Origin of the sequence: Methylosinus sp. PW1 (assembly GCF_000745215.1) — a bacterium.
GTDB lineage: Bacteria > Pseudomonadota > Alphaproteobacteria > Rhizobiales > Beijerinckiaceae > Methylosinus.
The window spans coordinates 267,572-291,793 of sequence record NZ_JQNK01000002.1; the positions used below are offsets into that span (position 1 = coordinate 267,572).

A 24,222-nucleotide genomic window follows, 5' to 3' on the forward strand; every position below is an offset into this window, starting at 1 on the left:
GTCTTGAGGATACGTCAAAATCGATAGATGAACTCATTGGAGTTCGCGACAGTGTGAACGAGATCGACGAGGGCGGAGGCGCGCAGCGGATCCAGTGTCGGCGCAACGTCGCCGGTCGGCAAAGCAATCGACAATTTTCCGTCATTGCCTTTGCTGGCGATCAGCTGCCTCTGCTTTTCGAGGAATGCCGCGAGCACCGCTTTCTCCGATGCGTCCGGCTTTCTCGCGAAGAGTATTTCGTAGAGACGTTCGAATTGCGCTGATTCGTCGCCTCCGACCTCCGCAAGAAGCCGCCCCGCCAGCGCCTGCGACCATTCGAACACGATGTCGCTGTTGACGAGCGCGAGCGCTTGCAGCGGCGTCGTCGTCACATCGCGCTTGCTGTGAACTTGCTGGGTGTTAGCCGGGTCGAAGGGTTCGAGTAGAGGATAAGGCACGCTGCGCCGCGCGAAGATATAGAGGCTGCGGCGGTTGTGATCTTTCGGGTCCTTCGAAACCTCCCAAGCGGAGCCCGCATTCAAATTGCTCGGAACAGGCGGAAACACGCTCGACCCTCCGATGCGTTGATCCAGCCGGCCGGAGGCGGCGAGCAGCGAGTCGCGAATTTGCTCGGCGTCTAGCCGCTTGCGCGGGAACACGGCGAGCAGCTTGTTCTCCGGATCGATCGCCGCTACCTCTTCCCGATAATCCGACGACTGGCGATAGACGCGCGACAGCAGAATCTGCCGATGCAACGTCTTGACGCTCCATCCGCCCTTCACGAAGTCGGAGGCGAGACGATCCAATAGCTCCGGATGCGTCGGCTTGTCGCCTGCCTTGCCGAAGTCACTGACCGTTCCGACGATTCCCTTGCCGAAATATTCGTTCCACACACGATTCACATAGACGCGCGGCGTCAGCTGATTGCTGGAGTCGACGAGCCAATTCGCCAGCGCCAGCCTTCGTCCCGAAGATGTGGCTGTCGGCGTGATGACGGGCTTATCGCTCGTAAGAGCTTCTGGAAAAGCAGGCTGCGCTTCGTCGAGCGGCCGCTCGTGATTGCCACCGAACAATATATAAGTAGGCGGCGCGTCGGAATGTCCGAGTTCCGTCACCGCCGTTATCGTGTTCGATCCCTTTTTGGGTCGGAGCGCGTCGAACTTCTTCAAATCCTCGAGGAGAGACTTGTACTCGGCAGCCAGCTTGAGGAACTCGTCGCGTGAGACGGTGATGCGGGGTCCACCGGCGGCTTCGCCTCCCTCCGAGAAGCGCGCATAGACGTCCACAGGAAGATTGCGCAGAAACAGTCCGAGGCGATCATCGGTCGAGTTGATCGCGACACGATGGTTGAGCCATCGGTCGAAGGCGTCCCATTCCTCTTTCGGCTTGAGAATATGCGCTTGGCTGCTCGCCTCGTAACGCTCTTTGTTGAAAGCCGACAACACGTCGCGAAATTGCTCGACGATCTCTTTTCGACGATTCTTATTCGCGCGAATCGCCTCGTCATATTTCGCCTGCGCCGCTTTGAATTCGTTTTCGGCTTCTCCCGGCGCGGCCACCGGCGTCCTCTCATCGACGCTCGTGTTGGCGAAGAACGCCTGCAAGGAGAAATAGTCCTTTTGGGTGAATTTGTCCGACTTGTGATTATGGCATCGCGCACAGCCGACCGTCGTGCCGAGCACGACCGACCCGACAGTGTCGGTTATCTCTGTCGCGACCTGATATTTTCTCAGCACCAGATCCCGAGCGTTGACGTTTTCGGGAAAGGCGGCGAGAAATCCCGTCGCAGTCAGCGCTTCCTGGTCGCCCGGCGCCAACTCGTCGCCCGCGATCTGTTCTCGGATGAAGCGCGAATACGGCTTGTCGCTGTTGAACGCGTTGATGACATAGTCGCGATAGCGATAGAAATTGCCACGCGTCTCGTCGCCTTGGAAACCCGCGCTATCGGCATAACGCGCCAGATCGAGCCACCGCCGCGCCTGCCGCTCGCCATAATGCGGCGAGGCCAGAAGACGATCCACCAGCTTTTCGTAGGCGTCCGGGGCGTCGTCATTCACGAAGCGCGCGACGTCCTCGGGCGTCGGAATGACTCCCCAGACATCCAAGGTCGCGCGGCGAATGAAAGCGGCGCGATCGGCGTCCGGCGAGGGGGCGAGATTGGCCTGCTCCAGCTTTGCGAGGATGAATGCGTCGATCGGCGTCCGCTGCCACTCTGCGCGCGCTACTGTCGGCGTCGCCGGAGCCCGCAACGGCTGATACGCCCAATGCGTCCGATTACCGCCGGAGGCCGACCTTCCGTCGTCTGCGGCCAGAGCGACCGAGATCGCGGAGGCCGCCGCCAGGGACATAAAAAATGTCTTTTTCGTCATGCGCATCATGGGGATCCCTCGACATAACCGCTTTGTCGCCGCTTGAAAGTGGGATGTCCCGGTCGCGGCTAAATCCTATCTAAAGAGTATATAATATGCGGATTCTGTCAATCCCATTCAAGGGGGAATCCCATCGTGCGCCGGCCGGCTCCGCATCCGCGCAGGGACGACGCATAATACATCTAATGGCGCCAATATATCAGAGAACGTGGGGAACAATGCATCCGCCGGCATCGCGCAGCTGTAGTGCTCGCACCTCGCCGCGCATTTTCTTCGCGGACGGGCTCGACGAAGGAGACGCCTTATAATACAGTATTATCGATCTGCAATATGTATTATCGGAGGCGTCATGCCCGTTGCCGATCGATTTCTTCCTCGCGGGCCGTCATGCGAGCCATTTGACGCGCGGAAGCGCCGGCATGCGTCCTGGCGCAGCCGTTTCGACTCCGATCGTCTCCGTAATCGGATCTTATCGTCCGTCTGCTTGGCCTCTTGCGCTTTCGGCATAGCGAACGCGAGCGCGATCCGCCGAGCGCAAGGTCAGGAGGCGACCATCGCCGACGTGACCGTGGGCGCTCAACGGGGGGAATTGACGAAGCAAGAGCAGAAGGTGCTGCTGGAGACGCCCCGGTCCGCCGCGATCATCAATGGCGAAAAGGCAGAGGAGCAGCGTCTGGATCGCCTCGACGACTTCGCGCTACGCGTTCCGAACTATAGGCCCAACACCGGCAATCCAGAAACATCGCTTCCAGCGATCCGCGGCATGGGATCGGGACGCGTATTGCAAATCGGCGGCGAGTCCGACACCGGCTTCGTGCAGGACAATGTCTTCTGGAAGTATGTCGGCTTTCAGTGGGGCGACTATGTCGATCTCGATTCCTTCGAGATAGGGCTCGGCCCTCAGGGAACGGCGGGTGGCAAGAACACGACCGTGGGCACGATCGGCGTGCGCACGCAATTGCCCTCGTTCGACCGCAAGGCGACATTCGAGACCTCCTACGCCAATTACAGCCGGATCATCGAGAAGCTGAACGTCACCGGGCCGGTCATCGATGAGAAGCTCGCCTATCGCGTCGCCTTTTATCTCGATCAGGGCGACGGCTGGATTCGCGATCAGGCGACCGGGGCCGGCTATCTGAACAATCATCGCTGGGGCGTGCGCGGGCAATTGCTCTATGTCGGCGACGAATTCACCGACCGCCTGATCTTCAATCGCGCGAGCTCCTACGAATATAACAATTACGGGAAATCGGGACGCGGCCCCTTCTCGGATTCGGCCGTGCTCTATGCGAACGGAACCTTCGGGACGAAGTTTTCGCAGACATTGTGGAACCGACTCGGCCGGCCGGTCCTCACCTTCGATCCCTACAGGCCCTATGTCGTCGGCTTCGGAACGCACGAGGCCCAGACATTGAGCGTGTCGAATCAGATCGATCGCCAAATCGGCGAGAATACGCTCACGTCGATCTCGGCATGGGGGCAATATTACACCCATCCAAATTCTCCCGAGACGCCGGCCGGGGGCGCGCAAGGGACCGAAACGAACAATGGATACGGCAATATCTGGGTCGATCAATATTCGCAGGAGATCCGGCTCGCTTCGCCCAAGGATCGGCAATTGGAATGGCAGACGGGAATCTATTCGCTCTATGAAAAGCTCTGGGATTTTTCAGGAAATAATTTTGGAACAGACGCGGCGAAGTGGTACAATAACTCCGCATTGCAGCGCGGTTTCCAACAGCGCCAGACCGGAAAGTCGAACACTTTTCAGCTCGCCGCTTTCGGCCAGGCGTCATACCATCTCGATGAGAAATGGACTCTGACCCTCGGCCTGCGCGACAGCTATGAGGTGAAGGAGGGCTCCAATTTCGCCTGGATCAACGCCTGGAGCACGAGCTATTCGGTGCAGCAGGTCTATACGGCGGTTCGCGGGGCGACAGGCGCCGGCATTTTCGACACCGGCGGCCAGACGAAGAAGCGCAATATGTTCACGGGGATATTCAACCCGAAATACAAGGTCGACGACAATATCACACTCTACGGCCTTGTCGGGCGTGGCGAGAAGGCCGGGGCGATCAATATTTCCGCGCTGCCGATCATGGATGGCCTTACGTTCAAAGGCTTTCAATCGGTGGTCACGAAGCCGGAGACCTCGTGGGATTACGAGATCGGCGCCAAGACGAGCTGGCTCGACGGGCGCTTGGTCGCCAATATGAATCTCTATTGGTCCGACATTTTCAATCTTCAGGACCAGTTGACCGATACGAGCTATCTCGACAGCACTGGCCAGCCTCTGCGCCTGACCTATCTCGGCAACATACCTCACATACGCCTGCGCGGCGTCGAGTTCGATGGGCGCTGGAGTCCGATCGAACGCCTGCAACTGAACCTTTCTGGCGCCTACACCGAGGTCCGCTACATCGACTTTGCCAATGCGGCTCCTCCCTCCGACTGGATATGGCCAACGCCCAATCCCGTCCCGGCGGGGTTCATCAAAGCGCCTCTGACCCTTTCGCGCTCCAACACCCGCTGGGAGAATCTGCCGAAATGGGCGTTCAACATAGGCGCCGACTATGAACATCCTCTGGGTCCTCTGTTCAGCGATTTCGGGCCGAGCTGGGCCGCTCCCGTCAATGGCTTCGCCTATGTGAACGTGGCCTGGAAAGATAGAACACAGCTCACTGATCCGCATTCGGTGTTTCAATATTGGCAGGCGGCCTATTCTCTCGTCGATTTCGGCTTTGGCCTGCGCACGGAAGACAAGCGCTACAGCTTGTCGGTCTGGAGCAAGAACCTCTTCGACAAGCGCTATTTCACCTCGTGGACGGCGGGGACGACAACTTCGCCGGCGACCGTCGGCTTGCAAGATCTGCCGCGCACTTTCGGCGGTACGTTGAAGGTCACGCTCGACTAATATCGAGCGCTGTCGGCGGCTAGGCTCTTGCGCGAACGACGTGAGCCGAAAATGGTCCTCGCGTGCGCGCCCGAACGCTGGGGCAATGGGCTATGCGGAGCTCAGATAATCCTTTCAAAAGCGCCATTCCGACAGCAATCGCCGGTGCCTGCGATTACACGCTCGACTTTCACGACCTCATGGCGCTCAAATCTTTGGAAAGCAATCTCGACGTGCGATGATCGATCCGACGACGTCACTCGGGTCATCGCAGTCGCTGCTCACCCTCGGGCTTACGAGCGACGACATCGAATGGACGTGCGACGACCAACTTGCGAGCGGTCGGTGAGCGATGGAATGACGAGAAAGCTGGCGTTTGGACCCGTCGGCGCGTCGAGCTCGCGAAGTCTCGATAGAGACGCAACCCTTGGCTTCGAAGCCGGCGAGATTGTCGGTGATGAGGAGATCGGCGTTCGCCGACGGCGCAGTTTCGCCGGCCGGAGCAGCGTGCACAGCACGCCTCGGGACAGCGAATGTGAAAGTTTGACCCATTGCGGGCGCCTCCGCCCGCGGGGGCGAACGTCCGATTGCATCGACAACAGACATTCCGGTATCCGGGACGAAAGCCGAGCAATACACATCCTATCGGCGCTGGGCTTCCGTCTCGACAGAATGTTCGCTCCTGAATGAAAGCCGCCTCGGCGGACATATCGGGATTCGCCGCGCGCCGATCGCAAGACGCTGTTCGGAGTCTATGTCGACGCCTATCGTTTGCGTCTCGCCGAATTCATCTCCAATGATTTTCCGACTCTGCGTGAATTTATGCGCGATGACGCCTTCGGCGCTCTGGTCGAGGCGTATATCGCCGCGGCGCCGTCGCGCCATCGCAATGCGCGATGGTATGCGTGGCGTTTGCCCGAGTTCATGCGCGAGAGCCCGCAGTGGAGAAGCGACCGAGCGGCCTGTGATCTCGCGCTGTTCGAGAGAGGCTTGGCGGATGCGTTCGATGCTGCGGATGGTCCGACGCTCGCCATAGACGCGCTGGCCGCCACAGAGGCTGAAGACTGGCCGCGACTGGTCTTCGAATTTCATCCGAGCGTCGCGACGCTCGACCTCGCCAAAGGGGTCGCGCGCCTCTACGGCGCGCTCGTCGATGGGGAGGAGGCCGAGCGCCCCGATCAAGAAAGCGTCGAAACGATTCTCATCTGGCGCAGAGACGACGAGCCCGTCTATCGCGAGATCGGCGAGGACGAGCGTCTCGCGCTCATCGAGGCGCGAGACGGCAAGAGCTTCGGCGATATTTGCACGCTGCTCGAGTTTCAGAACAATGACGAGACTCTGTTGCAGCGCGCCGCCGGGTTCCTCGCGCAATGGTTCACAGACGGTCTGGTGACGAGAATTTCGCTGTCCGCGTGACGCGCCCGCTCTCACATATGCGCGCACCGGCGCGGCAGCAGGCGATCGATCGAAACGACGCCCGGTCCGCGCGCGACGACGAGCAGCAGGCAGGTCGCCCAGACGCCATGCGTCGGCCATGCGTCGGGATAGACGAAGATTTCGATCACCAGCGTCATGGCGAGCAGCGCCGCTGCGGCGAGCCGGCTCGCGAGACCGAACAGGAGCAGAACCGGAAAAACATGCTCCATGATCGTGGCGGCATGCGCCGCGACGACGGGATCGAGCAGCGGCAGCTTATAATCTTCCTTGAAGAGATAGACGGCGTTTTCCGAGACGCGCCAACCCTCGAGCTTCGTCTGTCCGGACTGCCAGAAGACGGCGGCCGGGAAAATGCGGGCGCCGAGCGCGATGAGGGAATAGGGAATGCGTTCGAGCGCCCCGATCACGCGCTGCGTGAGGACGCAGAGCGACGCTCCCGATGCGGGCCGCGTCGCTTCATGAGCGGAATCATTCATGTGTCACCTCTGAATGCAGTGAAAAATCCTGCCGTGAGCGCCTCGACGAGCGCCATGGACAAATCGAATGTCGGCTCCTCGGCGATCGCGGCGCGAACGGCGTCGCCGAATTCGGCGCCCGCGGCGAGGCGCTGAAGGAAGGCCGCTCCGCCCGGCGCGAGGCGATGTGTCTCGACGCGCATTCGCGGACGGGTCACGAGAGCGTCCTCGGCGTCCCAATGCTCGAGCGGCGCCGCCTCGGCTTCGCCCGCGTTCATCGCCCATATCGTCACCATCGGATGATCGGACCGCAGGACGAAGGCCGATGGGTGAATTTCGAAAGTGAGCTCCGCCAGACGATCGGGAGCGACCGAGGCCAGCGATAGCGGCGACAGCGGCTCTCTGTCGACGGCGTGATAGGCGCGTACGCGCGCATCCTCGAGCCGCGCGACATCGGCGAGATAGGGCAGCTCAGAAGCGGGCGCGAAGCCCGCGACGAAATCGGCGAAATCCTCGCCATATTCGAGCAGCACAGCGGAGGTCGGCGGCCGCAGGAGCACGAACTCGCGCGCCATTGCGGCGAAAAATTCTTCGCCCACGAGACGCTCCACCGCGGGAAAGCGTGTGGCCAGCGCCCGGATGAGCCCGCCGATGACGCTATTGCGATAGACCTCGAAACGATCGGCGGCCGCGCCCCTCTCGGAAACCAGAGAAGCAGGCGCCGCGAGACGCGCCTCGCGCAGGGCGGCGGCGAATTGCGCCTGCGCTCTCTCCCACATTCGCGCGGTCTCTCTCATGCGGCCCGCCGCGCTGCGCCGTCGAGAACGGATTGCGCGCGCTGCGCCTCCTGCGCGAGCGCCGCCCATTCGGGCGTTTCATTGTCCCATTCGACGAGGGTCGCGACAGGACCTGTCTGCGCGAGCGCCTGACCGAAAAGCGCCCATACGGCCTCGCCCACAGGGGCGCAATGGGCGTCGAGCGCAAAAGCCTCGCCACGCGCGCCGCGCGTCTCGAAATGGCCGGCGAGATGGATTTCGCGCACATGAGCGAAAGCGAATCTGGACAAATAGGCCGCCGCGACGAAGCCCTTGTTCGTCGCCGTCACATAGATGTTCTCGACGTCGAGAAGCAATCCGCAGCCGCTGCGATCGGCGATCTCGGCGAGAAACTCGGGCTCGGAAATCTCCGTTTCCACGAAAGAGAGATAGGTCGCTGGATTTTCCAGCAAAATCTGCCGCCCGAGACAGCTCTGGATCTCGTCGACCTTCTCGATCGCCCGCTCCAGCGTTTCGCGCGTGTAGGGCAGCGGCAGGAGATCGTTGAAGAAGACGCCGCCATGCGTCGACCAGGCCAGATGCTCGGAAATGCTCTCCGGCCGATAGCGGTCGCAGAGAGCGCGCAATCGCTCCAAATGTCGACGATCGATCGGCTCGCTGGAGCCGATCGAAAGCCCGACGCAGTGAATCGAAAGCGGATATTCCTGGCGAAGACGCGAGAGCTGGCGATGCGGCGGACCGCCATCGCCCATGTAATTTTCCGCGTGAATCTCGAAAAACCCCACGGAAGGCGCGCCGGAGAAGATCGCATCGAAATGCGCCGGCTTGAAGCCGACCCCGGCGAGAGCAGGAAGACGGGACGAAAAGGTCGAAACGGTTTCGCCCATGCCGCTCCCCGCGCGCCTTTGTGACGGAATGTCGCGAAGATCAGGTGCGCCGCTTGAGCGCCTCCAGCGAGCCATTGCCGAAGGGCGTCTCGATCGAGACGCAGGTCCCGCGCGGAACATATTTCCAGGCGTTGCCTTGATAATCGATCTTGGACGATCCGGCGCAGGTCGTTCCAGGGCCGGCGGCGCAATCATTTTGACCCTTGAGGGCGACGCCGAAGCATTTTTCCTTGCCCTCTTCCTCCGCCGGAGCGGCGGAAGCCAAGAGGGTGAGAGCCGTGGTGAGCGATCCCACCAGCGCGAGATTGAAAGAACGACGATCCATCCAATGCCTCCTCTTATGAGCCGAAGCCGGCGTGCAAGCTAAATTCGCGCAACTGGGAAAATTGTTACGGACTCTCGATTCCCCGCGCAAGGGGCGGAGGTCGCAGACACCGGCGGACCCGCGGTCGCCTGTAGCCCAAAACGCGCCCTCGGGGATCGATCACGTAGGAAGTCGGCCTTCCGCGAAGGATAAAGGGCGTGTCCTGCGCTTCGGACGGCGGCGCGGCGGTGCGGCCCTCGGGGGCGAGGAACGAAAGGAGATGCGCGACGGATTCGCGCGGGGCGAGCGAGATCGCGCGATCGAGGTCGGCAATGGCGCGGTTCGAATAGAGGAGCGTTTTCGTTGGCTTCATAGGCGCAACTTGTCGGACATGAGGTTGACCCGACGGGTGCGGCGGTTACGACCAAGATGCGCCGCCAAACGCGCCGCACGAGGCATGTAAGTCGGCGCGGGGACACGACGTCGATCGGCGTGAGGTCAATCGCATTAGCGATTGATTTTGCAAACACCAGATTCCTGAAAAGGGGTCGAGAACGGGATCCGATTTACAGTCATGCGCGCGTCTTTGGCCTTCGAAGGCGCGTCATGCGTTCATGCGAGGTCGTATTCGTAACGCGAATACCCCGCTTCCTCTCGCATCGTGGCGCGCAGTCCGGGCGCCTCGGCGAGACGCTGGGCGGCCGTGGGCGCGGAGTCGAAGGCGACAGTGACGCGGCGGCCTAGCGGCGCGAAAGACCATGGCCGCGCATTGGGGATGGGCTCGCCCCGGCGCAGGAAGCGCTCGACCGCGTCGCGATTGGAGTCCGGCGCGCGCAGCACGACGTTTCGTCCGTCGAGTCCGGGGAATTTGCCGCCGCCGTCGGCGCGGTAGTTGTTCGTGACGACGACGAATTCCTGCTCGGGATCGACCGAGCGCCCGTTGTAGCGCAGATCGACGATGCGCGCGGCGTCGCGGCGGAGATTGCCGCTCGCATCGTAGCGCGCCGGCGCCGAGACGTCGATGCGATAGTCGACGCCCACGATCACGTCGAAATTATAGGAGGGCGTGCGCCGATCGACGAGAAGCTGCGGCTCCGACGCGTCGCGATCGATGCGCCGGAACACGCGCGCCGCGCATTCGAGCCATTCGCGCAGCTGCGCGCCGGTCACGCGCACGGCGACCAGTGTGTTGGGATAGGGGTAGATGTCCGCGACATGGCGCAGCGCCACGAGGCCGGGGTCGAGATCGATATAGGAATCGGGCGTGTAGCCCACCCGAAACGGCGCGACGGCGGAGAGCAGAGGAAGCTGCTCGTGAGGCGTTCCCTCGAGCAGCGGCCGCGCATAGGCGATCTGCGCCGCATTGACGAGCGCGCCGACGGGATCGATCCCGATCCAGACGAAATAAGAGACGAGCGGCGTCGCGATCTCGCCGATCGGCTCGTCGACCCAGAGTCGCGTCGCCTCGTGCTCGGGCGCGACGATCGTGGCGATCGCGGGATCAGCGTCCGTGAGCGCCACGCCTTTTCCGGCCTCGCGCGCGAAGATCGGCCGCGCTTCCGTCCGAAACCGCTCGACGACCCAGCGGTCGCCATCGTGCGCGAGCGTCAGATCGATGACGCCGAGATGGCTGCCCCAGAAGCCCGGCATCACCGCCGGAACGCCGACGAGCGTCCCGCGCTCGGCGTCGACGCCCGCGACGCCGGCGTAATCGGGTCCCGGAAAGACACGATGCGCGTGCCCCATCATGATCGCGTCGACGCCGGGGATGGCGGCGATCTGCAGGCAGGCGTTCTCGGCGTCCACCGCGGCGCGAGCGTCGATCCCGGAATGGCAGAGCGCGACCAGAATGTCGCATTGCGCGCGCACAATGGGCACATGGCGACGCGCGGCGGCGACCATGTCGCCGCAACGCAGGCGGCCTTCGAGATGGGCTCTGTCCCAGACCATGATCTGCGGTGGAGCGAATCCGATGACCCCGATCCGCAGCTCCTGCGCGACGCCGCCGTCATCCATGAGCCGCCGCGTGAGAATTCGGAACGGCGGCAGAAAGGCCGCGCCATCGGCGCGCTCGATATTGGCGCTCACATAGGGGAAGCCGGCGCCGGCGAGCGACCGCTCGAGAAAGTCCAATCCGAAGTTGAATTCGTGATTGCCCGGCGTCGCCGCGTCATAGCGCATGTGATTCATCGCGCGGAAGACGGGATGCGCGCCAGAGGCCATCCCCTGCCGCGCGACGTAGTCGCCGAGGGGGCTTCCCTGGAGAAGATCGCCATTGTCGAACAGCAGCGCGTTTTGCGTTTGCGCGCGCGCCTTTGTCACGAGGCGCGCGATCTTGCTCAGGCCGACGGTCGGGTCCGGCCGCGCGTGATAATAATCCCAGTCCAGCACGAACATGTGCAGGTCCGAGGTCTCGAGCAGACGCAGCTCCACGCGCGGCGCGGCGCGGGCGATGGTGGGAAAGCCCACGGCGAGCGCCGCACTCCCGGCGAGAAGCTCACGTCGCGTGATTGGCATGGACGCTTCCCTCTTCGGCTCGCGCCTTGCTATTCGGCCGCCGCCGGCAGCCGGTCGCGCGTCGCCGCGAGCAGCGCGCTCTTGAAGCCGTCGATGATGACGTCGGCCTGGCGATGCAGCAGATTATGGGCGATGAGCCCGACGAGCGCCGTGCCGATGCCGACCGCCGTGGCGACGAGCGCGGCGGCGATGCCTCGGCTCACGGCCGCGGGATCGGAGACCCCGCCCGACGACAGAGCGTTGAACGTGTCCATGATGCCGAGAATTGTGCCGAGCAGGCCGAGCAGCGGCGCCGCGGTGACGATGGTGTCGAGCATCCATAGGCGCGCGCTGACCTTGGCGTCGACGCGGATGAACAGCGCCGAGGAGAGATCCTCGACGCGGGCGCGCGTGCAGCCGGGCTCATTCTGCGCGGCGACATATTCGGCGAAGCTGCGGCTCAGCTCGTCGGGACCGAAAGATTTCGGCGTCGTCGAGCTTCCGAGCGCATGCGCTTCGATCGCGGCTCTGATCCTGCGCGAGCGCAACGCCAGCAGCCCGTAATAGACGAGCCGTTCTATGAGCACGAAAGCGAGCAGCACGAGAGATCCGTAGAGAATGTCGATGCAGATCTCGTGGAAGAAGGCGTGATCGATCTGCATGGTCAAAAGCCCATCGAGAATGTCGCCGTCGCCGAGAAGCCCTGGCCGACGTAATAGGTCGGGACGCTGGCCGGTATGACATTGCCATAGCGTCCGATCTTCGGCAGCGCATTGCTCTGGACGCCGTTGATGCCGGAAAGCGAGTGAGTGCTGGTGATATTGTAGAAATTCACGCGCAGCTCCGGCCGCTTGCCGAAGGCGATGTCGTCGAAGCGATAGCCGATCGCCGCGTCGAGACGGCCATAGGCCGGGATCGACTCGTCATTTGTGAGCGTCGAATATTGCCGGCTGATGACCTTGAAGCCGAGATTGCCGAAAAGATGATCGTCGTCATAGTCGAGGCCCAAAGCGCCCGTCCATTGCGGAGCGCGCGGCAGGTGCTTGCCCTTCGTCGGCAGCATGTCCGCGACCGAGGGGACGCCCGCGCCGACCGGAGCCGCGGCCGTCGTGGAGAGGTCGTCGAGCAGGCGGGTCTGCAGATAATTTGCCGACACATAGGGACGGAAATTATAGATGCGTCGCGTGCCGGCCTCGAAGGAGACGCCCCACAGATCGACCGCGCCGGCGTTGATCGTCGTCGACTGCGACGCCGTGGAGCCCGGGAAGATCGCGAATGTCGAGACCTGGCGATTGACATAGTGCGCGCCATAGAGCGCGAGCGCAGTGGCGAAATCCTTGCCCTGATAGCGATGGCCGACCTCGACCGTGACGCTCTGCTCCGGCGCGAGCCGGTTGAAAGGCGTGATGCGGCCATTCGAGTTGGAGGCCGAATCCGCGAGCGCGAAATTGGGCGTCGCTTTGAATGATGTGCCGACCGAGGCGTAGATCTGGTGGTCGTCCCAGAAGCGGTAGCGGAACCCGGCCTGCGGAAGCGCGACGAGATCGCTCTGGGTGACGAGCGGCGTGACGCCCGGCAGGAAGTTGTAGACGGAGCGATGGATCGAGGCGACCTTCACGCCGGATTCGATCGAGAGCTTGTCTTCGAGCAGGGACCAGTTGTCGCCGACGAAGCCCATATTGGTGACGGTCTGCGTGAGCTGGTCGCGGCGCTCCAGAGTTCCGACGCCGGGAAGCGAGATCGCGCCGGAGTCGACATAAGGATCGACGACGCCGCCGCTCGCATTGAGGAAAGCATAGGGCGCGGTCTGGCGGTGGTTCGCATATTCGAACCAGTAACCGAGCTGCAGCTTATGGTTCTCGAATTGGAAGGTGAGCTTGTTGACGAGGCCCGGCCGCAGCGTCTCGGTGACGGAGGGATTATAGAGAAGGCCACGATCATTGGCGATCACCGCGCCATTGCCATTGTAGTCCGCCGCGCCGACATTGAAGCGCCCGTAGAAGAAATTGTTCTCCGTCGCGCTCGCCGTGCCGCCGCCGTTGCCATAGCCGTACCAGAAATAGGGAATGGCGTCATAGGTGATGTTGCTGTCGATCGCGAAGGTCGAAGGCGCGCTGACGATGAGATTCTTGAACGGATTGATGCGCAGCTTGTAGTAGAGGCCCGCCTGATTGGCCGTGCGGTCCCAGCTCGCCGGGGGCGACGCGGCAGAGGGCGCAAAAAAGCTGAGAGGCAGCGCGGAATTGAAGCCCGCCGATTTCGCGCCGAGCAGATTGTAGGAGCCCATCGTCGGGTTCTGGTAGAAATTATTCACCGCGTCATTGTAGATGACCGACAGGCTGACGCGATTGCCTTGGCCCGGCTCCCAAACGCCTTTGAACTCGACGTTGTGCCGGTTGTTCGCGCCGGGTCCGACCCAGTGATTCTCGCTGTAATGCGAGTAGGACAGATAGGAGCGGAAATCGCCGATCTGACCTGTTTCGACACGGGCGAACTCCCTGCCGAGATTATGCATGCCATAGGAGAAATCGACGAAGCCGCCGCGGCGCTTCGAGGGATCGCGCATATAGATGTTGATGACGCCGCCCGAGGCGCCGATATGCGGGCTGTCGAGGTCGGGCGAGCCTTGCGCGATGGATATCTGCTCGATGTTCTCGCTGTCGACATATTCCTGCGGGAACAGAGCATAATTACCCGAATCATTGACCGGCATGCCCTCGATGGTGAGGCCGATCTGGTCGCTGTTGAAGCCACGGATAGTGATGTTGCCGCCGTTGAGGCCGGAATTGTCCGGGCTCGACACATTGACGCCCGGCAGCATGTTGATGAGCTGATAGGGGTTGGAGGTCGGCGACATTTTCGCGATGGCGTCGCGCGTCACGGTGGAGCGCGATTTGACCGCCTCCTCCTCGATCATGAAGCCGCCGCCGAGATCATTGCGCGTGACGCCGTCCGGCGCGGGTTCGGCCGCGCCATTGCCGTAAATATCGACGCGGCCGAAATCAGTCGGCGCCGCGGTGAGACCGCTCTGCGAGCGGCTGTCATGCGCCGGCTTCTGCGGCTGTTGCGCCGATTGCGCGAGAGCGAGCGTCGGCGTCGAGGCGCCGGCGAGCAGGGCGAGCGTGAGGACATGGAACTTCATCGGAGGACCTCGGTTGCGACTATCTCGGGTGGAAGACGACGACGCCGCTGAGCGCGCCGCCGCCCGCGGCGGAAGCGCAGGCGATTGCGCGCGATCGCGCCGCGGCGTCGAGGATGGCGGAGCCTGAGCTGCTGGTGACGGAAGCCGAGCCGCCTGAGACCGCTATGCCGACGGCGCCCGAAGGCTTCTGCAGCCGCGCGTCCTTGGAGCTCGGGTAGGGCGCGCCGGCGAGGCAAGCGCGGAAGGCGGAGACGTTGCCCGAAGCGTGGGACGTCCGCTCGGCCGCGCCGGCCTCGCCCCGCCGCACGGCCGCGGGCTTCTCGCGCGCTTCCTTCTTCGCATCGGCCTTGGAATCGTCGCTGCGCTCCCTGCGCGGATGTTCATCCACTTTCGGCTTCGGCTTTTCGGGCTTCTGCGGTTTTGGTCGCGCGGCGATGGGCGCGGGCGCGTCGCTCGGCGGCGGCGTCTCCTCTAGGATTTGCGGCTGCGGCGCCTCGATCGGCGTCTCTTGCGGCGGCTCGGGCGGAGGGGGCTCGGACGCTTCCGCCTCGACAGGGAGATCGAGCGCGATCTCCGTCTGCCCGCCCGGATCGGCGGGCGAGACGAAAGTCGTCTGCGGCCCCATCGTCAGCGCCAGCGCGAGCAGCGTCAGCACGCCGGCGAGGCCGGCGCCGTTGCTCGCGACATCGAGCCTGTCCATCGCTTGCCTCGGCCGCACTATTTCGGCCTCGTGACAATGGAGGCGCTCGCGACCTTCGCCGCTTTCAGCGCATCCAGGACGGAGACGAGACTCTGAAGGCCCGCGCCTTCATCGCCGCTGATCACCACGGCGAGCGGCTTCTCCTCGGTGGCGAGGCCGCGCAAGCGCTCGGCGAGCTCGGCGAGCGGGACGGCCTTGCCGTCGAGATAGGTTTCGCCGGCCCGATCGATGCCGATCGTCACGCGTGTGCGCTCGACGACCTTGTCTGGATGCGCAGAGCTGGGCGGCGTGACTTTGAGCCCGAGCGCCGGAAGCACATTGATGCTGATCAATACGAAGAAGACCAGCAGGAACATCATCACGTCGATCATCGGAATAATTTCGATGCGCGCGTGTCGTTCGCGGCGCTCCGGCCAATTCCGCATCGGCGAACTCCCTACGTAGAAACCGAATTCGGTTACTCATGAAGGGGCGTTCGATTCAGATTCATGACAAGAAAAGTCGTCTAAAATTCAAAATTCAGACGTCTGCTTGCTTTAATTGGCCCATCGGCTCGGCATTTGCTGAGGTTGGCGCACACCAGCGCTATTGTTGCGCTTCTGCCACAGGCGCCGGGAAATCAAATCTGCGCGCGCTTGTCGCGCTGCTGGACGCGCCATCACCCGCGGCGGCGGATCGGGCAGGCGATGGAGGACCGCTGCTATCGGCGATCGGCAGTCGCCGAGACCTGGAGATACTGTTCGCTTTCGGAGGGCGCTTTGTCGGCTATTAGAGACACAGCGCGCCCCATCATCGACCGGGCGCTCCCCGAGGGCCGTATCATCACCTCCAATGGCGCGACGGCCTCGCAATATTCGCAGACGACCGGCCTGAGCCAGAAGGCGCTCACCGACAATTGGGCGCATTCGCAGCATCGAAGTCGACGGCCAGCATTTCGATCTCGGCAATGGCCGCAGGAACTCGACTCCCGCGCCAAAGGCCCAATAATAAGGGCGATCCTCGAATGAATGTCCGTGTGCTTCTTCTTCTCCTGCTCGGTGGGGCCGCAGGCCTTCGCGCAAAGACAGCGAGCTGACGCTCGACGCCGTGCTCGTCGGTCTCGGACGACGCAGCCGAGACCGACGAAGGTTTCGACGACCGATCGACGGCGATGCGCGCGAGGGGCCGGGTTTACCGCATGGTCGGTCGATGATAGAAAAACATATGCTCCGTTTGCTTCGCGCGCTCATCCCCATGCTCGCATTGGCTTCGCTGCTCCTCGGAGCCGCGCCGCTGGCGCGCGCTGGTCATGGCTGCGAGGGCATGAGCGCCGCGGCCATGACGGACTGCCACAAGGCGGCGGGGAATCGCGGCTCGGTCGCCGCGGATGATTGCGCGGCCGTGTCCTGCGCCCAGATTTCGCCCGTCGCCGCGCCGAACGAATCCTTCTTCGTCATCCCCGCCGTCGCGGCGAAGGCCAGGGCGCTCGCGGCGAGCGACGCGGACCCCGCCTCGCTGACCGGCTCTCCAGAGCTTCGACCTCCGATCGCCTGAAGCCGCAATCGCCGGCTCCGCCGCTCGCGCGACGGAACGGCCGTGTCGCTTCAACGCCATCCGCCGCAGCAGCGGCCGGAGATCGAGAACATGCCTCCTTATGCGCCCATTTTCGGCGCGCTCGCGCTCGCCGCGAGCGTGACCGCATCCGTGCTTCACGCCTCCCATTCCGACGCCGCCCAAAGCAACGCCGCGGGGTCCGAGCATTCGGCGCGCGCCGTCGCGCTCGATGATCCCATTTTGTTCTATCGCGATCCGATGAGCGGGACGGAGATCTCGCGCCAGCCACGCAAGGATGAGATGGGAATGGATTTCCTGCCCGTGCGCCGCTCGCAGCTCGCGCCCTTCGTCGCCAAGCTCCCCGATCCGCCAGCCGCCGCTAGCGAGGAGCCGCTCTTCTACCGCGATCCCATGGGCGGCGACGCGATTTCCGCCGCGCCGCGCAAGGACGGAATGGGAATGGACTTTCTGCCGGTCCGCCCCGCCGATCTGCGCGCCATCCTCTCGAAGCTCGTCGCCGCGCCGCCCGCGAAACGCATCCTCTACTACCGCAATCCGATGGGACTGCCGGATGTGTCGGCGGTTCCGAAAAAGGACTCGATGGGCATGGATTACACGCCCGTCTATGAGGGCGACGATGTCGAGGCCGATGGCGCGATGCGCATCGCGCCGGGGAAAATCCAGCGCGCGGGCGTGCGCTCGGAGCTGGTGCGCCGTCAGCCGATCGCCGCCGAGATTCGCGCGCCCGGCGCCGTGCAGGTCGACGAGCGCCGTGTCGCCGTCGTGGCGACACGCTCGGAAGCCTTCATCGAGAAGGTCTTCGAGGCGACGACCGGTGCGCGCGTCGCCAAGGGCCAGCCATTGGCGCGGCTCTATTCGCCGGCCATTGCGGCGGCGGCGGCCGATTATCTCGCCTTCTCCGGCGCGCGCAACAGCGGCGATCCCAGCCTGCTCGAGGGCGTGCGCCGCAAGCTCGAGACGCTGAACGCGCCGGCGGAATTCATCGCCGAGATCGCCAGGAGCCGGCGCGTGCCGGCGAGCGTCTCCTGGCCCGCGCCGCGCGACGGACTCATTCTCGAGCGCAACGCCGTCGAAGGTATGAAGGCCGAGGCCGGCCTGGTGCTGTTCCGCATCGCCGATCTCTCGGTCGTCTGGGCGCTGGTGGACGTCTCCGAGCATGATTATGCGCGGCTGCGCCTCGGCCAGCCGGTCGAGATAAGAGCGCGCGGCCTTCCCGATCGCATCTTCACCGGCCATGTCACGGCCATTTATCCGCAGATCAATCGCGAGACACGCACGGCGCGCGTGCGCATAGAGCTGCCCAATCCCGATCTGACCTTGCGGCCCGACATGTATGTCGAGGCGCAGATCGCCTCCGGCGATCATGACGCCGTCGTCGCCGCACCGGAAAGCGCGGTGATCGAGACCGGCAAGCGCGCGCTCGTCCTGATCGACAAGGGCGATGGCCGCTTCGAGCCGCGCGCGGTGACGCTCGGCCGCCGCGGCGATGGCTATGTCGAGGTGAGGAGCGGGCTCGCCGAGACCGACCGCGTGGTGACGGCGGCCAATTTTCTCATCGATTCGGAGAGCAATCTGCGCGCGGCGCTGCAGACGCTCGCCGGCGCGGAGACATCGCGATGATCGGCCGGCTGATCGCCTGGTCGGCGCGCAATCTCGTTCTCGTTTTCATCGGCGCCGCCTTCGCCGCGGCGGCGGGACTCTATGCGCTGCGCACATTGCCGCTCGACGCGCTTCCCGATCTCTCCGACGTGCAGGCGATCGTCTACACGGAATATCCGGGCCAGGCGCCGCAAGTGGTGGAGGATCAGGTCACCTATCCGCTGACCAGCGCCATGCTGACCGTGCCGCGCTCGAAAGTGGTGCGCGGCTTCTCCTTCTTCGGCGTCTCCTTCGTCTATGTGATCTTCGAGGATGGCGTCGATCTCTATTGGGCGCGCTCGCGCGTGCTGGAATATTTGAGCGCCGCCGGCAAGAAGCTGCCGCAAGGCGTGACGCCGACGCTCGGGCCGGACGCCACCGGCGTCGGCTGGGTCTATCAATATGCGCTCATTGCCAAGGAGATGACGCTCGCCGAGCTGCGCTCGCTGCAGGATTGGACGCTGCGCTACGGCCTCTCCAAGGCGGAGGGCGTCGCCGAGATCGCCAGCGTCGGCGGCTTCGTCAAGCAATATAATGTCGTCGTCGATCCCAACCGGCTGCGCGCGTTGGGCGTCTCGCTGAAGCAGTTGCGCGAGGCGATCCGCGCCAGCAACACGGATGTCGGCGGACGCACGGTCGAGCTCTCCGAATTCGAGTTCATCGTGCGCGGACGCGGCTATTTGAAGAGCGCCGCCGATATAGAGCATATCGGCCTGCGCGCGGAGAATGGCACGCCTCTGCTGCTGCGTGATGTCGCGCGCGTCGAGCTGGGGCCGGACGAGCGCCGCGGCGTCGCCGAGCTCGACGGAGAAGGCGAGGTCGCCAGCGGAATCGCGCTGCAGCGTTACGGCGTCAATGCGCTGAGCGTGGTCGAGAATGTGAAGGCGGCGCTCGCGCGGCTCATGCCCGGCCTGCCGAAAGGCGTCGAGATCGCGACCGTCTATGATCGCTCGCCGCTCATTCACGCGGCGATCGAGACATTGCGCAAGGCGCTCGTCGAGGAGAGCCTCATCGTCGCGATCGTCTGCGCCGTCTTTCTGATGCATATGCGCAGCGCGATCGTCGCGATCCTCATGCTGCCGATCGGCGTGCTCATCGCCTTTGCGGCGATGAAGGCGATCGGCGTCGGCTCCAACATCATGAGCCTCGGCGGCGTCGCCATCGCCATAGGCGCCATGGTCGATGCGGCGATCGTCATGATCGAGAATGCGCATAAGCATTTGGAGCGCGCGCCGCCGCAAAAGCCGCGCCTCGACATATTGATCGAGGCGGCGAGCGAGGTGGGGCCGGCGCTATTCGTCAGCCTGCTCGTCATCACCGTCTCCTTCCTGCCGATCTTCACGCTGGAGGCGCAAGAGGGCCGACTGTTCGCGCCGCTCGCCTATACCAAGACCTTCGCCATGGCGGCGGCGGCGCTGCTCTCGGTGACGCTGGTTCCAGCGCTGATGGTCGTCTTCGTGCGCGGGAAGATCACGCCGGAAGCGAAGAATCCGATCAATCGCGCGCTGATCTTTCTCTATCGCCCGATCATCGCGCGCGTCCTGAGAGCGAAGACGGCGACGATCCTTCTCGCCATCGTCGCTATGCTCGTGACAATCGTCCCGGCGGGCCGGCTCGGCGGCGAGTTCATGCCGACGCTGGACGAGGGCGCCTTGCTCTACATGCCGACGACGCTGCCCGGCCTCTCGGTCACCAAGGCCGCCGAATTGCTGCAGACGCAGGATCGCATCATCAAGAGCTTTCCCGAGGTCGCATCCGTCTATGGCAAGGCGGGCCGGGCGGCGACGGCGACCGATCCGGCGCCGCTCGAAATGTTCGAAACCATCATCGCGCTGAAGCCGAAAGAACAATGGCGCGCGGGACTGACGACGCGCAAGCTCATCGCCGAGCTCGACGCGGCGCTGCAATTTCCCGGCGTCTCCAACGCCTGGACCATGCCGATCAAGGCGCGCGTCGACATGCTGGCGACGGGCATACGCACGCCGATAGGCGTGAAGATCTTCGGCCGCGATCTCGCGCAGATGGAAGGTCTCGCGCGTCAGGTGGAGGCGGCGCTGAAGCGCGTGCCCGGCACGGCGAGCGCCTATGCCGAGCGCGTCAATGGCGGCTATTTTCTCGATATCGTACCCGATCATCCGGCGCTCGCGCGCTATAATCTGATGATCGGCGATGTGCAGGAGGTGATCGCCACCGCGCTCGGCGGCGAGACGGTGACGACGACAGTCGAAGGGCGCGAACGCTATGGCGTCAATATTCGCTATCCGCGCGAGTTCCGCTCCGATCCGCAGACGATCGGCAGGGAAGTGCTCGTGCCGCTGCCGCGCGGCGGCGGCGCGCCACTGGGGGAGGTGGCGACGATCGAGCTGACGCGCGGACCGACGTCGATCCGCACAGAGAACGGCCAGCTCGCCGTCTATGTCTTCGTCGATGTGCGCGATCGCGATCTCGCCTCCTATGTCGCCGAGGCGCAGAAGACCGTCGCGCAATCGATTGCGCTGCCCGCCGGCTCCTATCTCACCTGGAGCGGGCAGTTCGAATATATGCAGCGCGCAGAGGCGCGGATGCGGATCGTCGTGCCGCTGACGCTCGCCATCATCTTTCTGCTGCTCTATCTCAACTTCCGTCGCTTGACCGACACATTGATCGTGATGGCGTCGCTGCCTTTCGCGCTGGTCGGCGGCGTATGGGCAATGTGGCTCATGAGCTTCGACATGTCGGTCGCCGCCGCGGTCGGCTTCATCGCGCTCGCCGGAGTCGCCGCCGAGACGGGCGTCGTCATGCTGATCTATCTCGATCAGGCGTTGCAAGAGATCGGCGCCGCGCGCGCCGCACAGGGCCGAGTTCTGACGCGCGCGGATCTTCACGAGGCGATCATGCTCGGCGCCGTCGAGCGCGTGCGTCCGAAGATGATGACCGTGACGGCCATCATCGCCGGCCTGCTGCCGATCCTCTGGAGCTCCGGCGCTGGCTCGGAGGTCATGCAGCGCATAGCGGCGCCGATGATCGGCGGCATGGTCTCATCGACCGCGCTGACGCTCATCGTCATTCCCGCGATCTATGCGCTCATCATCGGCGCTCGGCTGCCGCGCGCCGATGACGTTCATGCGCGCAGCGCAACGGAGGCGTCCTGAGAGCGCGCCAAAGCCGAGCTCACGACGCGAGCAATGCGCGCGGCCTCACTCTACCGCCAGCCGCTCGGCCAGCTCGGACACATCGTCCCAGGTCAAAAGATGGCGTCCCTCGACCGTTTCCACGAGAACGCCATCCTGCCCGACTGTCGCCGAGAATTCGACGTCGCCGCCGACTGGGCTCAGATAGATGACGTCGGCCCGGCGCCAGTCATAGGCCAGAGCCGTGAAATTGCGCGACAATGTTCGGCCTTCCTCGAGAGTCAGGTCGAAATAAATCCGCTCGCTCAGCATCATCCGCAGCATGTCGCCGAACAGCCGGTTCTGCACGCGCTCGACGAGGGGATAGCTCATGCGTCTCTGCTCGGGTAAAGCTTTTTCGGTGGGGCGGGTGAGGAGCCACCACCGACATCTCCTCGAAGAGACGCGGCGATGGCCGTCATTTATAAAGCAATGCCTGCGCCATTCGGGCTCTCGGCCGTCGTCTCGCCTAGACGGCGCGAACCTCCTCCGGCTTCGCGATGAATTCCAGACGATCGGCGCGGTCGAAATCCGCCGCCGCCGCCTCGATCAGGAAGCGGTTCGGATACCAAAAATTGGCGTAGGGCAGGAACAGATTGCCGAAGGACAGGCTGGCCAGAGGCTCCGCCCCCGCGAAGAGAACCACCTCCACGCCGGCGCCATTGGTCGGCGCGGCCGTATTGTCGCCGAAGGCCTCGAACTGGACCACGAATTTGGCGGAAGTGACGCCGCCCTCGGTGGTCTTGATGCCGATGACGCGGAGATCCTGGAAGCGGCGGCCGATCGCCCCATCCGTCAGAAGTTGCGGAAACTCATGCGCGCGCCCCTTCTTGACCTGACTGGAGTCGCCCAGCGGGACGCCCAGATCGGCCAATCCTGTGGGCTTGGCGGGCGCCAGCGTCACGACTGTGCGGGTTTCTTGCAATACGGGCAAGGTCGGCTCCTTGTGGTTTTCGACGTCGGACCCGACAAATTCGAGGTCCCCGCCGCGCCACGCATTTTGCGCGCCAAATGCCGAGACGCCGCTTTCAGAACAGACGAAAAAGGCGCTATCCGAGCCGTCTGGTCGGATAGCGCCTCATTTTTCTCACCCGAAGCCAGAAAGCCTAGCCCCTCACGCCCAAGCCGCCTCGCCCAGCGTGGACAAAACGGCGCGCATCGCCTCGCGATTGCTGAGCGTGACATAGGCGTAGCCACACTCCTCCATCGCGGCTCTCGTCGCCTCGCGCATTTTCGCCAAGCGGCGACGCGACAGGCTCGGGAACATATGATGCTCGATCTGGCTGTTGAGTCCGCCGGTCAGCCAATCGAGAAAGGGCGAACTCGGCGTGTTGCGCGTCGCGCGCGCCTGCCGGTCGTAGAACCCCTTGGACTCTTTGGCGTCATAGACTTCCATGCCCGTGTGGTTGAGCACGAAGACGAAAGCGAGGATGAAGCCGCCGACGAGCTGGGCGCCGAGGAACCAGAGCCAGCCGGTCCAGGCCGGGCCGGGCGTCAGCAGGCCAGCGAGCGCGAAGCCCGACACCCAATGTGCGACGCAGAGCGACGCTTCCCACCATTGCTTGTTCTTCGCCGCGACCTCTATGCTCTGCCAGCTCCAGTTGAAGCGCGCGACCGAGAGGATCGGGAAGAACAGCGGAACCTGAAAGCGGGGCAGAAAGAAGGACAGCGCGCGTCCCAGCCCGGCGCGGCGCGCCTTGTCATTGTATGGCGCGAGCGACTTGTCCCAGACCAGCCATGGGGGGGAGTCGATATCGCCGTCGATCGGGGTGAGGCTGCCATCCTCCTCGACGCGGCAAGCGTTCGGAAAAGCATGGTGAAGCTCGTGCTTCTCGACCCACCATGTCGAGCCGAAGCCCTGGGCGAGCGCGATCAGCCGCAGCTTCAGACGCGCCTTCGTCTCGCCGCGGGGACCCCACTGGCTATGCGCGACGTCGTGCCCGAGATAGGCAGTCCGCGGATAATGCATGCCGAGAACGAGCAGTCCGACCGCCGCAGCGACGCCGCCCTGTGCGAGCAGCGTGAAAGCGAGGGCAGGGGCCGCCACCAGCTCCAGGCAGCGAAGCGCTTGTTCCCAAAAGGGCACGCTGTAGTAGCCCTGCTCATGCGCCCAGCTCCTCAACGCAGCGATACGCTGGGCCAGGCCTTTTGCGTCCGGGGCGCCGTCTGGAGCATCGAAGGTGGCCGAACTTGCATGTTGTTGGTTCAATGGAATACCCGGGTAGCACGCTCGGCTACTGTCTGAGGCCGCAGCCTCTGCCTATCGGGCGAAGACGGGGCTTTTGTCAAATTTCTTTCACGGAAGAAGGGGCCGATCGGCATCGATCCGGCTCGAAAATCGAGGCCTCCAGGCGCGGTTGACCCAAGAAAAACCGCTGTGTCGAGAATTTTTGTCGCTGGGACGCCGGCATCGCGCAGCTTGCGCCGGTCCGATGGCCGAGAG

At 63.7% G+C, this 24,222-nt stretch carries 18 protein-coding genes and 1 pseudogene; 6 read left to right on the forward strand and 13 right to left on the reverse strand.

The window, feature by feature from the left end; translation table 11 throughout:
• Positions 1-14: 14 nt before the first annotated feature.
• Positions 15-2,357, reverse strand: a complete 2,343-nt coding sequence (locus K369_RS01745; RefSeq protein ID WP_036286802.1) for a DUF1549 and DUF1553 domain-containing protein — start codon at positions 2,355-2,357, stop codon at positions 15-17.
• 340 nt (positions 2,358-2,697) lie between these two features.
• Between K369_RS01745 and K369_RS01750 the strand changes: the two genes are divergently transcribed.
• Positions 2,698-5,262 (forward strand): TonB-dependent receptor, encoded by a 2,565-nt coding sequence (locus K369_RS01750; protein ID WP_036286805.1) that lies wholly within the window; start codon positions 2,698-2,700, stop codon positions 5,260-5,262.
• A gap of 711 nt (positions 5,263-5,973) precedes the next feature.
• Positions 5,974-6,657 (forward strand): annotated as a pseudogene (locus K369_RS01755) (putative DNA-binding domain-containing protein); the annotation flags it as partial.
• Between the two features lie 11 nt (positions 6,658-6,668).
• Here the strand turns inward: K369_RS01755 and K369_RS01760 are convergent.
• The 9 genes from K369_RS01760 to K369_RS01805 form a co-directional block, all read right to left on the reverse strand.
• Positions 6,669-7,154: a DoxX family protein gene (locus K369_RS01760; protein WP_036286808.1), complete on the reverse strand. Its 486-nt coding sequence runs from the start codon at positions 7,152-7,154 to the stop codon at positions 6,669-6,671.
• On the reverse strand, positions 7,151-7,912 hold the full coding sequence (locus K369_RS01765; protein ID WP_036287566.1) for a DNA-binding domain-containing protein: 762 nt from the start codon (positions 7,910-7,912) through the stop codon (positions 7,151-7,153). Before K369_RS01765 ends, K369_RS01760 begins: the two co-directional genes overlap by 4 nt.
• A gap of 14 nt (positions 7,913-7,926) precedes the next feature.
• Complete coding sequence (locus tag K369_RS01770) at positions 7,927-8,796, reverse strand: DUF692 domain-containing protein (protein WP_036286811.1); 870 nt, start codon at positions 8,794-8,796, stop codon at positions 7,927-7,929.
• Positions 8,797-8,836: 40 nt separating this feature from the next.
• Positions 8,837-9,121 (reverse strand): DUF2282 domain-containing protein, encoded by a 285-nt coding sequence (locus tag K369_RS01775; RefSeq protein ID WP_036286815.1) that lies wholly within the window; start codon positions 9,119-9,121, stop codon positions 8,837-8,839.
• 591 nt (positions 9,122-9,712) lie between these two features.
• Positions 9,713-11,617 (reverse strand): bifunctional 2',3'-cyclic-nucleotide 2'-phosphodiesterase/3'-nucleotidase, encoded by a 1,905-nt coding sequence (locus K369_RS01785; protein ID WP_036286821.1) that lies wholly within the window; start codon positions 11,615-11,617, stop codon positions 9,713-9,715.
• A 29-nt stretch (positions 11,618-11,646) separates the two neighbouring features.
• Positions 11,647-12,258, reverse strand: a complete 612-nt coding sequence (locus tag K369_RS01790) for a MotA/TolQ/ExbB proton channel family protein (RefSeq protein WP_036286824.1) — start codon at positions 12,256-12,258, stop codon at positions 11,647-11,649.
• 2 nt (positions 12,259-12,260) lie between these two features.
• Entirely contained in the window at positions 12,261-14,738 is a 2,478-nt protein-coding gene (locus tag K369_RS01795) for a TonB-dependent receptor (protein ID WP_051948732.1), read from the reverse strand.
• A gap of 19 nt (positions 14,739-14,757) precedes the next feature.
• Positions 14,758-15,438: a hypothetical protein gene (locus K369_RS01800; protein WP_036286828.1), complete on the reverse strand. Its 681-nt coding sequence runs from the start codon at positions 15,436-15,438 to the stop codon at positions 14,758-14,760.
• A gap of 17 nt (positions 15,439-15,455) precedes the next feature.
• Positions 15,456-15,863: a biopolymer transporter ExbD gene (locus K369_RS01805; RefSeq protein ID WP_036286830.1), complete on the reverse strand. Its 408-nt coding sequence runs from the start codon at positions 15,861-15,863 to the stop codon at positions 15,456-15,458.
• A 333-nt stretch (positions 15,864-16,196) separates the two neighbouring features.
• Here K369_RS01805 and K369_RS26930 point away from each other — a divergent pair, with 333 nt between their 5' ends.
• The 4 genes from K369_RS26930 (at position 16,197) to K369_RS01825 (ending at position 21,761) form a co-directional block, all read left to right on the forward strand.
• Positions 16,197-16,445, forward strand: a complete 249-nt coding sequence (locus tag K369_RS26930) for a hypothetical protein (protein WP_198032993.1) — start codon at positions 16,197-16,199, stop codon at positions 16,443-16,445.
• Positions 16,446-16,641: 196 nt separating this feature from the next.
• Entirely contained in the window at positions 16,642-16,971 is a 330-nt protein-coding gene (locus K369_RS01815; RefSeq protein ID WP_036286834.1) for a hypothetical protein, read from the forward strand.
• Positions 16,972-17,013: 42 nt separating this feature from the next.
• Positions 17,014-18,612 carry an efflux RND transporter periplasmic adaptor subunit gene (locus K369_RS01820; RefSeq protein WP_245278052.1) on the forward strand — a complete coding sequence of 533 codons (1,599 nt, stop codon included), beginning with the start codon at positions 17,014-17,016 and terminating at the stop codon, positions 18,610-18,612.
• On the forward strand, positions 18,609-21,761 hold the full coding sequence (locus K369_RS01825) for an efflux RND transporter permease subunit (RefSeq protein WP_036286836.1): 3,153 nt from the start codon (positions 18,609-18,611) through the stop codon (positions 21,759-21,761). The genes K369_RS01820 and K369_RS01825 overlap by 4 nt, the downstream gene beginning before the upstream one ends.
• 45 nt (positions 21,762-21,806) lie before the next feature.
• Here K369_RS01825 and K369_RS01830 read toward each other — a convergent pair whose 3' ends face one another.
• The 3 genes from K369_RS01830 to K369_RS24360 form a co-directional block, all read right to left on the reverse strand.
• Positions 21,807-22,112, reverse strand: a complete 306-nt coding sequence (locus K369_RS01830; protein ID WP_036286838.1) for a hypothetical protein — start codon at positions 22,110-22,112, stop codon at positions 21,807-21,809.
• Positions 22,113-22,248: 136 nt separating this feature from the next.
• Entirely contained in the window at positions 22,249-22,713 is a 465-nt protein-coding gene (locus tag K369_RS01835; RefSeq protein ID WP_198032994.1) for a hypothetical protein, read from the reverse strand.
• A gap of 180 nt (positions 22,714-22,893) precedes the next feature.
• On the reverse strand, positions 22,894-23,988 hold the full coding sequence (locus tag K369_RS24360) for an acyl-CoA desaturase (RefSeq protein ID WP_245278053.1): 1,095 nt from the start codon (positions 23,986-23,988) through the stop codon (positions 22,894-22,896).
• Positions 23,989-24,222: the final 234 nt, after the last annotated feature.

What these genes read in the sequence shown, in the direction of transcription:
- K369_RS01745 (WP_036286802.1), bottom strand. Translation starts at nt 2,357, where the DNA reads ATGATGCGCATGACGAAAAAGACATTTTTTATGTCCCTGGCGGCGGCC.
- K369_RS01750 (WP_036286805.1), top strand. Translation starts at nt 2,698, where the DNA reads ATGCCCGTTGCCGATCGATTTCTTCCTCGCGGGCCGTCATGCGAGCCA.
- K369_RS01760 (WP_036286808.1), bottom strand. Translation starts at nt 7,154, where the DNA reads ATGAATGATTCCGCTCATGAAGCGACGCGGCCCGCATCGGGAGCGTCG.
- K369_RS01765 (WP_036287566.1), bottom strand. Translation starts at nt 7,912, where the DNA reads ATGTGGGAGAGAGCGCAGGCGCAATTCGCCGCCGCCCTGCGCGAGGCG.
- K369_RS01770 (WP_036286811.1), bottom strand. Translation starts at nt 8,796, where the DNA reads ATGGGCGAAACCGTTTCGACCTTTTCGTCCCGTCTTCCTGCTCTCGCC.
- K369_RS01775 (WP_036286815.1), bottom strand. Translation starts at nt 9,121, where the DNA reads ATGGATCGTCGTTCTTTCAATCTCGCGCTGGTGGGATCGCTCACCACG.
- K369_RS01785 (WP_036286821.1), bottom strand. Translation starts at nt 11,617, where the DNA reads ATGCCAATCACGCGACGTGAGCTTCTCGCCGGGAGTGCGGCGCTCGCC.
- K369_RS01790 (WP_036286824.1), bottom strand. Translation starts at nt 12,258, where the DNA reads ATGCAGATCGATCACGCCTTCTTCCACGAGATCTGCATCGACATTCTC.
- K369_RS01795 (WP_051948732.1), bottom strand. Translation starts at nt 14,738, where the DNA reads ATGAAGTTCCATGTCCTCACGCTCGCCCTGCTCGCCGGCGCCTCGACG.
- K369_RS01800 (WP_036286828.1), bottom strand. Translation starts at nt 15,438, where the DNA reads ATGGACAGGCTCGATGTCGCGAGCAACGGCGCCGGCCTCGCCGGCGTG.
- K369_RS01805 (WP_036286830.1), bottom strand. Translation starts at nt 15,863, where the DNA reads ATGCGGAATTGGCCGGAGCGCCGCGAACGACACGCGCGCATCGAAATT.
- K369_RS01815 (WP_036286834.1), top strand. Translation starts at nt 16,642, where the DNA reads ATGCTCCGTTTGCTTCGCGCGCTCATCCCCATGCTCGCATTGGCTTCG.
- K369_RS01825 (WP_036286836.1), top strand. Translation starts at nt 18,609, where the DNA reads ATGATCGGCCGGCTGATCGCCTGGTCGGCGCGCAATCTCGTTCTCGTT.
- K369_RS01830 (WP_036286838.1), bottom strand. Translation starts at nt 22,112, where the DNA reads ATGAGCTATCCCCTCGTCGAGCGCGTGCAGAACCGGCTGTTCGGCGAC.